At 73.7% G+C, this 10241-nt stretch carries 10 protein-coding genes; 3 read left to right on the forward strand and 7 right to left on the reverse strand.

Translation table 11 applies throughout. From position 1 onward, the window contains the following. Positions 1 to 566: CorA family divalent cation transporter (locus Q4D18_RS03740; protein ID WP_303125958.1), on the reverse strand; the 566-nt coding region annotated here is incomplete at its 3' end. Between the two features lie 74 nt (positions 567 to 640). Between Q4D18_RS03740 and Q4D18_RS03745 the strand changes: the two genes are divergently transcribed. Together Q4D18_RS03745 and Q4D18_RS03750 are read left to right on the forward strand one after the other, a co-directional pair. After that, complete coding sequence (locus Q4D18_RS03745) at positions 641 to 1006, forward strand: hypothetical protein (protein WP_303125960.1); 366 nt, start codon at positions 641 to 643, stop codon at positions 1004 to 1006. Between the two features lie 65 nt (positions 1007 to 1071). Then, positions 1072 to 1680 carry an RNA methyltransferase gene (locus Q4D18_RS03750; RefSeq protein WP_303126002.1) on the forward strand — a complete coding sequence of 203 codons (609 nt, stop codon included), beginning with the start codon at positions 1072 to 1074 and terminating at the stop codon, positions 1678 to 1680. A gap of 25 nt (positions 1681 to 1705) precedes the next feature. Here the strand turns inward: Q4D18_RS03750 and Q4D18_RS03755 are convergent, their stop codons facing one another. The 6 genes from Q4D18_RS03755 to Q4D18_RS03780 form a co-directional block, all read right to left on the reverse strand. Then, the gene (locus Q4D18_RS03755) at positions 1706 to 2731 is read right to left on the reverse strand and encodes a methionine synthase (protein WP_303125962.1); all 1026 of its coding nucleotides are present in this window, start codon (positions 2729 to 2731) and stop codon (positions 1706 to 1708) included. After that, entirely contained in the window at positions 2728 to 3747 is a 1020-nt protein-coding gene (locus Q4D18_RS03760; protein ID WP_303125964.1) for a putative oxygenase MesX, read from the reverse strand. The genes Q4D18_RS03755 and Q4D18_RS03760 overlap by 4 nt, the downstream gene beginning before the upstream one ends. A gap of 45 nt (positions 3748 to 3792) precedes the next feature. Further along, positions 3793 to 4995, reverse strand: a complete 1203-nt coding sequence (locus tag Q4D18_RS03765; RefSeq protein WP_303125969.1) for a cystathionine gamma-synthase — start codon at positions 4993 to 4995, stop codon at positions 3793 to 3795. 1 nt (position 4996) lies between these two features. Further along, complete coding sequence (locus tag Q4D18_RS03770; RefSeq protein WP_303125971.1) at positions 4997 to 6325, reverse strand: O-acetylhomoserine aminocarboxypropyltransferase/cysteine synthase family protein; 1329 nt, start codon at positions 6323 to 6325, stop codon at positions 4997 to 4999. Between the two features lie 255 nt (positions 6326 to 6580). Beyond that, positions 6581 to 7936, reverse strand: coding sequence for a lipase family protein (locus Q4D18_RS03775; protein WP_303125972.1), 1356 nt, complete (start codon positions 7934 to 7936; stop codon positions 6581 to 6583). A 166-nt stretch (positions 7937 to 8102) separates the two neighbouring features. Continuing rightward, the gene (locus Q4D18_RS03780; RefSeq protein ID WP_303125975.1) at positions 8103 to 8954 is read right to left on the reverse strand and encodes an SMP-30/gluconolactonase/LRE family protein; all 852 of its coding nucleotides are present in this window, start codon (positions 8952 to 8954) and stop codon (positions 8103 to 8105) included. Between the two features lie 207 nt (positions 8955 to 9161). Here Q4D18_RS03780 and fbaA point away from each other — a divergent pair, with 207 nt between their 5' ends. Further along, positions 9162 to 10184 carry a class II fructose-bisphosphate aldolase gene (gene fbaA, locus Q4D18_RS03785; RefSeq protein ID WP_303125978.1) on the forward strand — a complete coding sequence of 341 codons (1023 nt, stop codon included), beginning with the start codon at positions 9162 to 9164 and terminating at the stop codon, positions 10182 to 10184. The last annotated feature ends 57 nt before the right edge of the window (positions 10185 to 10241 follow it).

The following is a 10241-nucleotide window of genomic DNA, read 5'->3' on the forward strand; positions in this document are numbered from 1 at the left end:
CGGGAGAGCTCGTAGATGCGGCGGGAGACCGACGAGTCCCCGGAGAAGATCTGGTCCTCGATCTCCCGGATGTCCTGCTCCAGGCCCTCGGCCACGGGGAAGTAGTCGTCCACCACCCGGTCGAGGATCTCGAAGGCCACCTGGGAGGGGCCCTGGGCGAGGCGGTCCGGGCGCTTCTGCTCCAGGAGCGTGCGGACGGCGGCGAGGTCCGGCTCCTCGGCGTGGCGCACGGTGACCACGTAGTCCTCGCCGGTGAACACGTCCAGCTCGCCGAACTCCACGGTCTCGGTGGCGTCGATGTACCGGGCCGGGTGCAGCACCATGAACCAGTCGTCCCCGTAGCGCTCGAGCTTGGCGCGCTGGCCGGGGGTCAGGGCGTCCTCGACGGCGAGGGGGTGCAGCGGCAGCTCGTCCGCCACCTCCTGCAGCTCGTCCGGGTGGGGGCGGTAGAGGCCCAGCCAGGCCATCCCGCCGGTGCGCTCGATGGCGTCCCACGTCTCGGACAGGCTGGTGGGGGCGTAGACGCGGCGGCCGTCCACGTACACGGCGTTGTCGATCAGGGTCACCGCGCCATTCTCCCCCGGTGGGACACCGGCGGCCGACGTGGGCATCCGCCCGTCTCCCGCCGTACGGTGGGGACATGAGCGACTCCTCGACCACCCCCGTGAAGCGCGACGGCAGGACCCTCCTGCCCGCCGACGCCGTCACCACCGCCCCGATCGCCGCCCTCGGGCTGATCGGCGGCTACCTGACCGCCCGCGAGACCGGCATCCGCCCCCTCGGCGGTGCCGTCCTGGCCGCGGCCGGCCTGTACGCGGGCCGCACGTGGCTGGCCAAGGGCGGCCCCGGCGTCACCGCCGGTCTCGGCGCCCTGTACCTGGGCGGCTTCGGCGCCTCCCATCCGCTGGCCAAGAAGATCGGCGCGTGGCCGGCGGTCCTGTCCGTGGCCGCCGCCTCCGCGGGCGCGTCCTGGGCCGCCGTCGACACCAAGGACGGCCGCCGCTGAGCGAGCCCGCCGCCGGCCCCCACGACGACGCCGCCCCGCCCTCCGAGGGCGGGGCGGCCGGGCGCGTGGTCGGGGTGGGGCCGTGGGAGGGCCCCTGGCCTGAGGACCCGCGGTACGACCCGGCGCTGCTGCGCGACGGCGACCGCCGCAACGTCCTGGACGAGTACCGGTACTGGCGGCTCGAGGCGATCGTCGCGGACCTCGACGCCCGGCGGCACCCGTTCCACGTGGCCATCGAGAACTGGCAGCACGACCTGAACATCGGCACCGTGGTGCGCACCGCCAATGCGTTCAACGCCGCGGGCGTGCACATCATCGGCCGGCGCCGCTGGAACCGACGCGGGGCCATGGTGACGGACCGCTACTTGCACGTGCACCATCACGAGACAGTGAAGGACTTCACCGCGTGGGCGGCGGAGGCGGGCCTGCCCGTGCTCGGCGTGGACCTGTTCCCCGAGTCCGTGCCGCTCGAGACGTTCGACTTCCCCCGGGCGTGCGTCCTCGTGTTCGGCCAGGAGGGACCGGGGCTCTCCGACGAGGTCCGCGCCGCCAGCCAGGCCGTGCTGTCCATCGCGCAGTACGGCTCCACCCGGTCCATCAACGCCGGGGTGGCGGCGGGCATCGCGATGCACGCCTGGATCCGCCAGCACGGGGACCCGACGCCGGCCGTGTGAGCCGGTGCCGGGTTCGGGGCCGGCCTCAGGCCAGCTCCTCCCGCACGATCCGCGCGCCCTGCACCAGCGCCTCGGTCTTGGCACGGGCCAGTGTGCGCGGCAGCGGCGCCATGCCGCAGTTCGTGCTCGCCACCAGCCGGTCCGGGTCCACGTGCTCGAGGGCCTCGCGCAGGGTCGCCGCCACCTCCTGCGGCGTCTCCACCGTCCGGGAGGCCACGTCGATCGCCCCGACCATCACGGTCTTGCCGCGCAGCAGGCCGATCAGCTCGGCGGGCACGCGCGAGTTGTGCCGCTCGAGGGAGACCATGTCGATCGAGGAGCGCTGGAGCAGCGGGAACACGTCCTCGTACTGCCGCCACTCCTCGCCCAGCGTCGCCTTCCACGCGGTGTTGGCCTCGATGCCGTAGCCGTAGCAGATGTGCACGGCCGTGGTGCAGCCCAGTCCCTCGGCGGCGCGCTCGAGGGCGGCCACGCCCCAGGCCCGGACGTCGTCGGCGAAGACGTTGAACGCCGGCTCGTCGAACTGGATCACGTCCACGCCGGCGGCCTCCAGCTCGCGGGCCTCCGCGTTGAGGATCGCGGCGAACTCCCAGGCCAGCTCCTCGCGGCTGCCGTAGTGGCGGTCGGCCAGCGTGTCGATCATGGTCATCGGGCCGGGCAGGGTCCACTTCACGGGCCGGTCGGTGAGGCCGCGCAGGACCTTCGCGTCCTCGACGAACACGGGCCGCTCACGGTGCACGGCGTCGACGACGGTGGGCACGTCCGCGTCGTAGCGGTCGCGGATGCGCACCGTCTCGCGGCGCTCGAAGTCGACGCCCCCGAGGTGCTCGATGAACGTGGTGACGAAGTGGCGGCGGGTCTGCTCGCCGTCGCACACGAGGTCCACGCCGGCCCGCAGCTGGTCCGCCACGGCCAGGGCGAGCGCGTCGTGCCGCCCCTCCTGCAGCTCGTCCCCGCTGAGCTTCCAGGGCGCCCACAGGGACTCCTCCTGGGCGAGCCAGGAGGGCTTGGGCAGGCTGCCGACGAGGGTGGTGGGCAGGAGGGCGGTCATCGGGTGTCCTCTCGGTCGGTCGACGGCGCGGCCGCGGCCCACTGCCGCAGCAGGTCCGCGTGGGGGGTCATCAGGTGCTCCTCGGCGTACCGGCCCTGCTCGCGGGCCAGGTCCGTGCGCTCCACGCGGTCGTAGGAGATCGGGGGGACCGTGTGGTCCGGGTTCTCCAGGCTCGGGCGGAACGTGGCCCCGGCGGGCGTGGTGGCGTGGTAGATCTCCGGCCGGTAGATCCGCTGGAACGTCTCCATCGTGGCGATCAGGCTGGCCAGCGCGACGTCGGTGTGCCGGGCCTCCAGGTCCCCGGAGTGGTAGAGGGAGAGCGGGGCGACGGCGCCGCGGGGCAGGAAGTGCCGCACGGACAGCCCCATGCGGGCGAAGTAGTCATCCGTGCGGGAGGGGGCGTCCTGGTGGTACTCGACCCCCAGGACGGGGTGGTGGTGCGTGCCGCGGGTGTAGGTGCGGCTGGTGGAGACGCTGAGGCAGACCACCGGGTCCGTGGTGAAGCGGGAGCGGTACGCCTCGGAGTCCAGGAGCCGCTGGAACAGCGCGCCGTGGAGCTCGCCGAACCCGTCGGGGACGTCGCCGGGGGCGCCGCTGGCCGCGTGCCGGGGCAGGAGCACGCTGAAGTCGTGGTCGCGCAGGTACGAGGAGAGGTTGTGGCCCACGACCCCCTCGACGTCGGCGCCGGTGACGGCGTCGTGGACCCGGGAGGCGAGCATCTCGAACATCGGGAACCGCACGTCCTCGCCGTCGGCCGTGAAGCACAGGTCCGCGGAGACGATCTCCAGCGTCACCCGGTGCCGGTCCGAGGGCGGGGCGTCCCCGCGGGTCAGCTCATCGAAGCGGCGGTCGATCATCGCGAGCACGGCCCGCAGGTTCTCCTCGCGGTCCTCCCCGCGGGCGAGGTTGGCGAAGTTCGTCGTGCTGCGGGAGGTGGCCGAGGGGCGGTAGTGCTCGTCGAAGGGCGTCGTGGTGATCTCGAACGCGACGGCGTCCGGGGCGGGGGTCCGGGTCATGGGGTCCTCATCGGGGGAGGGGGCAGGGGCAGGGGGGTCGAGGCGTCATCGACGCGCGGCGCGCTCGAGCGCCGCCGCCAGGTCCTCCTCGAGGTCGGCCACGTCCTCGATGCCGACGGAGAGGCGGACCAGGTCGCGGGGGACCGCCAGGGGCGTGCCCCGCACGGAGGAGTGCGTCATCTCGCACGAGTGGCAGATCAGGGACTCGACCCCGCCGAGGCTGACGGACAGCGCGAACAGCTCGGTGGCCTCCGCGAAGGCGCGCGCCGCCGGCTCGCCGCCGGCCAGCCGCACGGAGACGACGCCGCCGAAGCCGTCCATCTGCCGGGCCGCCAGCGCGTGGCCCGGGTGGTCGGGCAGCCCCGGGTAGAGCACCCGGGAGATCTCGGGCCGTCCCTGGAGCCACTCGGCCAGCCGGGCGGCGTTCGCCTGGTGCCGGTCCATGCGCAGGCTCAGGGTCTTGAGCCCGCGGGCCGCCAGGTAGGAGTCCTGCGGTCCGGCCACGGCGCCCGCGGCGAACTGCTGGTGGCCCACGGACTCCTCCAGCGGGACGCCGCGGTGCTCCCGGTCGGCCACCACCACGGCGCCGCCGAGCACGTCCGAGTGACCGCCGATGTACTTGGTGGTGGAGTGCACCACCGCGTCCGCGCCCAGGGCCAGGGGCCGCTGCAGGTACGGCGAGGCGAACGTGTTGTCCACCACCAGCAGCGCCCCGGCGGCGTGGGCGATCTCCGCCCAGGCCGTGAGGTCCGCGATGTTCAGCAGCGGGTTGGACGGCGTCTCCACCCACAGGACCGCCGTGACGCCGGGGCGCACCGCGGCCGCGACCGCCGTCGGGTCGGTGATGTCCACGGGGGTGTTCTCCACGCCCCACGCGCCGAACACCGTGTTCACCAGGCGGTTCGTCCCGCCGTAGCCGTCCGCGCCGAGCACGATGTGGTCCCCCGGGCGCAGCACGGCCCGCAGCAGCGCGTCCTCCGCCGCGAGCCCCGAGGCGAACGCGAAGGCGCGGTGCCCGCCCTCCAGGGCCGCCAGCTGCGTCTCGAGGCCCGTGCGGGTGGGGTTGGACCCGCGGCTGTACTCGTGACCCGCACGCAGGACGTTCACTCCGTCCTGCACGAACGTGCTGGTCTGGTAGATCGGCGGCACCACGGCCCCCGTGAGGGGGTCCGGCTCCTGGCCGGCGTGCACCGCGGTCGTGGTGAAGCCGCGGGCGCGCGGCGGGGCGACGACGTCGGGCGCGGCCATCTCAGCGCACCGCCCCGGCCGCCGCGACGGGCGCGGCGGAGGCGTCCACGGGGCCGGCCGCCACGGCGAGGGCCCGGTCCAGGTCGGCGATCAGGTCCGCCGGGTCCTCGAGCCCCACGGAGAGGCGGATCGTGGTCTCGGCGATGCCCGCCGCCGCGCGCTGCTCCGGGCTCAGCCGACAGTGGGTCATGGTGGCCGGGTGACACGCCAGCGAGCGGGCGTCGCCCACGTTGGCCACGAGCTGGAACAGCTCCAGCGCGTCGAGGAACGGCCCCACGGCCCCGGGACCGGCGGCCAGGTCGAACGAGAACACGGATCCCGTGCCGTGGGGGAAGTCGCGGGCCGCGAGGTCGGCGCTCGGATGCCCCGGCAGCCCCGGGTGGTGCACGCGTGCCACGGCGGGATGCGCGGCGAGGTGCTCGGCCACGGTCAGCGCGGACGCGGTGTGCCGGGCCATGCGCAGCTGGAGCGTCTCCAGCCCCTGGAGGAAGTGCGCCGCGCTGGCCGGGGCCAGGGACGGGCCCAGATCGTGCAGGAACCGGGCGCGGACCAGGGCGAGGTAGGCCGAGCGGCCGTGGCGCTCCACCAGGGACCGCCCCCCGAAGCGGGCCTGGGGCCGCGCCAGCCGGGGCCACCGCTCCGGGTCCGCCCCGTAGTCGAACGTGCCGCCGTCCACGATCGCGCCGCCGAGCGCCGCGCCGTGCCCTCCCAGGAACTTCGTGGCCGAGTGGACCACCACGTCCGCGCCGTGCTCGAGCGGCCGGTACAGGGCGGGGGTGGCGAGGGTGGCGTCCACCACCACGGGGACGCCCGCGGCGTGGGCCGCGTCCGCCAGCGCCGGCAGGTCGGGCAGGGTGGCCAGCGGGTTCGTGACGGCCTCGAGGAAGAAGGCGCGGGTCTCCGGCCGGACGGCCACGGCCCAGGCCCCGGGGTCCGCGGGGTCCACGAACGTCACCGCGATCCCCAGGTCCCCGAAGGTGTCCGTCAGCAGGTCCACCGTCCCGCCGTACAGCTGGTTCGAGGCCACCAGGTGCGTGCCCGAGGGGAGCAAGGCCAGCAGGGACAGGGCCACTGCGGACTGGCCGCTGGCCGTCCCCACGGCGCCGACGCCCCCCTCCGCAGCCGCAAGCCGGGCCTCGAACACGGCGACGGTGGGGTTGCCCGTCCGGCTGTAGGTGAACCCGGGGGTCTCCTGCCGGAAGAGGGCGACGGCGGTGGCGTGGTCCGGAAACCGGTAGGCCGTCGTCTGGTGCAGGGGCACGGCCACCGGGTGGTGGGGCCCCTCCGGTACGTATCCCGCGTGGATCTGCTGGGTGGCAGGGTGATGCATGCGCTCCTCCATCGGTCCTGGCGGGAGCACCGTGCCCGTCCCCTCGCTCAGGCGTGGGGGACGGGGGGTTGCCGCGGCGTCGTGGAGCCAGGTCTCTCGGCCGCTCTGGATGGTGTGGTGGGACCATCTGAGGCGGTGGAGGCCGGAGGAGTCCAGTCCGCGGCGCGGGTGAGCGTCATGCGGGCCGGGTCGGTGTCACGGTCCGCCCGCACGCAGGCGCGGCGACCCATGGCCGCGCCTGCGTGACGGTGTGTGTCAGAACCAGCCGCAGGAATCGGGGGTCCAGCGGTCGGCGAGGGTTGCGGAGACGAACCGCTCCATGCGGGGCAGGGACGCGATGTAGCCCCCCACGTGCGTGGGCGTGAGCAGCGGGTCGAACCGCACCCGGGTGCCCTCGGCGCACCACCGGTGCCCCAGGCCCCGTCCGGCCGAGTAGGGGATGACGTCGTCGCCGATGGAGTGCGCGATCATGACCGGGACCTCCGGGGCGCGTCCCGACGCGCCGAGGCGCTGGTCGGCGATGATGCTCGAGAACGTGGGGTCCGTGGCCGCGACGGTGCTGAGCGGGAGCCCGGAACGGGTGAGCACGCCGGTCCTGAGGAACGCGTTCTCCAGTGCGTCGGTCACGCATCCCTCCGTGGCGTCGGCGACGACCGTGCGGCCGCGCTCGTTCAGGTAGTCCGCGGGGTCCAGGTCGTAGGCCTCCATGTGGCCCGCCATGGCGTAGAGCAGGAACTGGGCGTACAGGCTGCCCTCCAGCCGGTTCGCCACGGCGTTGAGGTCGGCGGGCGGGGCGCCGGCGAAGGCTCCCTTCAGGTTGATCTCCGGCGCGTAGTCCGGGGCGATCTCGGCGGCGGCCGCGGAGGCGCCGCCGCCCTGGGAGTACCCGGCGAGGGCGACGGGCGAGGTCGCCGTCACGTCGGCGCCCTCCACGTCCTGCGCGGCGCGCACCGAGTCGAGGACGGCGTGCGCCTGGGCCGCCCGCACCATGTAGGTGTGCGTGCCCTCGGTGCCGAGGCCCTCGTAGTCGGTGGCCACCACGGTGTACCCGGCGCTGAGCAGCGAGGTGATGCCCACGCCCTCGTACTGGAGGCCCACGGACATGGTCCGGGAGGGCGCGCACTGGTCACCCACGCCCTGGGTGCCCACGGCGTAGGCGACCACGGGCCGCGGGCCCGAGCCGGTCCACGGCTTCGTCGGGGTGAGGACCGTGCCCGTGATAGCGGTCGGCCGGCCCTGGGCGTCCTGCGAGGAGTACATGATCCGGGTGCCCGTGGCGGGCACCTGGATGAGCTTCACGGGGTCGAGGTAGAAGTCCATCGGCTCCTGGCGCAGCAGGACGCCGGGACGGCCGGGCACGCTCGTGGGTGCCGAGTAGAAGGAGGACTCCGTCTGCTCGGCCAAGGCGGTCCGGGCGGCATCCCACGCGGCCTCCTCCTGGGCCGTGGCCGGGGCGGAGAGGTCCTCGACGGCGGTGGTCACCTCGGGGTCGGTGGGGGCGGGTGCGTCCGCGGCCGCGGCGGCCGGGGCGAGCAGCCCGGTGACGACGGCGGCGCTCGCGACGGCGGCGGCGAGGCGGGAGCGGCGGGTGGGGAGGCGGGTGCAGTTCATGGGGGATCCTTCTGGAGGGGGGATGACAGGCACGAGGCCCGCTGGTGTGATTTCAATCACATATCCAGAGATCGTATCCCGACTTCCGCTGGTACGTGAGCGGCAGATGTGGATCGACCGCGCCGGCCGCCGCCCCGTGCGGTGGATCCGCCCGAATCCCCCCAGGTCAGCCCGCGAAAGGCAGCGTGGCCAGGCCCCGCACGCCGGGCTCCGCCGCGAACAGCGCGCCGGCCAGCGGGTCCTCGCCGCGCTCCATGCCCTCCCCGCTCGTGGTGATGTAGAGCCGGTCCAGGCCCGGCCCGCCGAACGTGCACGCCGTCGTCTTCTGCGCCGGCACCTCGATCACCTCGTCCAGCCGACCCTCCGGCGTGTAGCGGTGGATCTGACCGTGGCTGATCACGGCCACCCAGATCCCGCCCTCGGCGTCCACGGTGAGACCGTCCGGCTTGCCCTCACCGCTCAGGACGTCGGTGAGCACGCGACGGTTCGTCAGACCCTCCTCACGGGAGTAGTCGAACACCGCGACCTGCCGCGTGGGGGTGTCGTTGTAGTAGGCCCGCGAGCCGTCCGGGCTCCACGCCAGACCGTTGGACGTGCTCACGTCCTCCAGCACCAGGTCCACCTCGCCGGAGGGGTCCAGGCGGTGCAGCGTCGCGGCCCCGGGCGTCTTGCTGTAGGCCATGGAGCCGGCGTAGAAGCGACCGTCCGGGTCGCAGCCGCCCTCGTTCATGCGCAGGTCGGGGTCGTCCCACACCGGGGGCAGCCGGTGCAGGGTGCCGTCCGCGTCCTCGAGCACGAACCCGCGCTCCACCGCGATCACCGCCCCGCCCCCCGCACGGGGCCGCAGGACCGCGCACACGCGCTCGTCCACGGAGGTGCGCTCCACCGAGCCGTCCGCCCGCAGGGACAGGTAGTCCCCGGCCAGCATGTCCACCCAGCGCAGCCCGCCCCAGGACTCGGCCCACACGGGGCCCTCCCCGTGGTAGCAGAGGGGATCGGTGACCTGCTCGGCGCGCATGGCGGGCTCCTTCGGGTGGGGGTCGGAGGGTGCCGACGACGTCGGCTCCCCCAGCATCGCAGGCCGCGTCGGGGCGCGCACGGGCCCGGGTCACCCGGGTGGCCGGCCGCTACGATGAGGACAGCACGGCGGCGTTGCTGTGCCCGTGTGCAGTGTGCCGCCCGACCGCTGGACAAACCCGTCGCCTCGCGAGTGAAGGAGCACACCATGCCCATCGCCACCCCGGACAAGTACGCGGAGATGATCGACTCGGCCAAGGACGGCGGCTACGCCTACCCGGCCATCAACGTCACCTCCTCGCAGACCCTCAACGCCGCCATCCGCGGCTTCGCCGAAGCGGAGTCGGACGGCATCATCCAGGTCTCCACCGGCGGCGCGGCCTACTTCTCCGGCCCCTCCAAGAAGGACATGGTGGTCGGGTCCCTCGCCATGGCGGCCTTCGCCCGCGAGGTCGCCAAGCAGTACGACGTGAACATCGCCCTCCACACGGACCACTGCCCCAAGGACAAGCTGGACGACTTCGTCCGCCCGCTGCTGGACGCCTCCGAGGCCGAGGTGAAGGCCGGCCGCGACCCGATCTTCAACTCCCACATGTGGGACGGCTCCGCCGAGACCCTCGAGGAGAACCTGCGGATCGCCAAGGAGCTCCTGGCCCGCACCCACGCGAACAGGCAGCTGCTCGAGATCGAGATCGGCGTGGTCGGCGGCGAGGAGGACGGCGTCGCGCACGAGATCAACGAGAAGCTCTACACCACCGTCGAGGACGGCATCGCCACCGTGGAGGCGCTCGGCACCTCCGAGCAGGGCCGCTACCTGACCGCGCTGACCTTCGGCAACGTGCACGGCGTGTACAAGCCGGGCGGCGTGAAGCTGCGCCCGGAGATCCTCCAGGAGATCCAGGAGGCCGTGGGCGAGAAGTTCGGCAAGCAGCGTCCCTTCGACCTCGTGTTCCACGGCGGCTCCGGCTCCTCCGAGCAGGAGATCGCCGACGCGGTGGGCTTCGGCGTCGTGAAGATGAACGTGGACACGGACACCCAGTACGCGTACACCCGCCCCGTGGTGAGCCACATGTTCCAGAACTACGACGGCGTCCTGAAGGTGGACGGCGAGGTCGGCAACAAGAAGCTGTACGACCCGCGCGTGTGGGGCGCCAAGGCCGAGGAGTCCATGGCCGCCCGCGTGGCCCTGGCCGCCCAGAACCTCGGCTCGGCGGGCAAGTCCATCAAGTGACCCGCCGCGGCTGAGCCGCACCGACGACGACGGCCGGCCGCCTCCGTGCAGGAGGCG

The sequence above is a fragment of the Micrococcus sp. genome (assembly GCF_030523875.1).
In the GTDB taxonomy this organism is placed as follows: Bacteria; Actinomycetota; Actinomycetes; order Actinomycetales; family Micrococcaceae; genus Micrococcus.